The sequence below is a fragment of the Bacillus sp. OTU530 genome (assembly GCF_038440375.1).
On the sequence record NZ_JASATP010000165.1, the window covers coordinates 1 to 373 of the forward strand.

1 protein-coding gene is annotated in these 373 nt (G+C 41.0%); it reads left to right on the forward strand.

Annotation, left to right across the window (positions count from 1 at the left end; all coding sequences use genetic code 11):
* The coding region (locus tag AAHB12_RS31415) for an RNA-guided endonuclease TnpB family protein (RefSeq protein ID WP_342048961.1) at window positions 1-361 on the forward strand (361 nt) is incomplete at its 5' end.
* Window positions 362-373: the final 12 nt, after the last annotated feature.

Consider the following 373-nt stretch of genomic DNA (forward strand, 5'->3'; position numbering starts at 1 on the left):
TCATGGGGGAAAGGACTACTTGGACAAAATTTCAACGCACATCATCAAAAACCACGATGTCATAGCGATTGAAGATTTACAGGTAGCGAACATGCTCAAAAACGACAATCTTGCAAAAGCAATTAGTGAAGTATCATGGTCGCAATTTCGCAAGATGCTGGAATACAAAGCAAAGTGGTATGGAAAGCAAGTCATAGCTGTGAATCCACATTGTACGTCACAAACATGCAATGTATGCGGTCATACAGCGAAAGAGAACCGCAAAACACAAGCCTCATTCAAGTGTGTATCTTGCGGTCATGAAGACAACGCTGACATCAATGCTTCCAAAAATATAAAGGACTTAGCAATCGCAAACTGATTCATCTTGCAG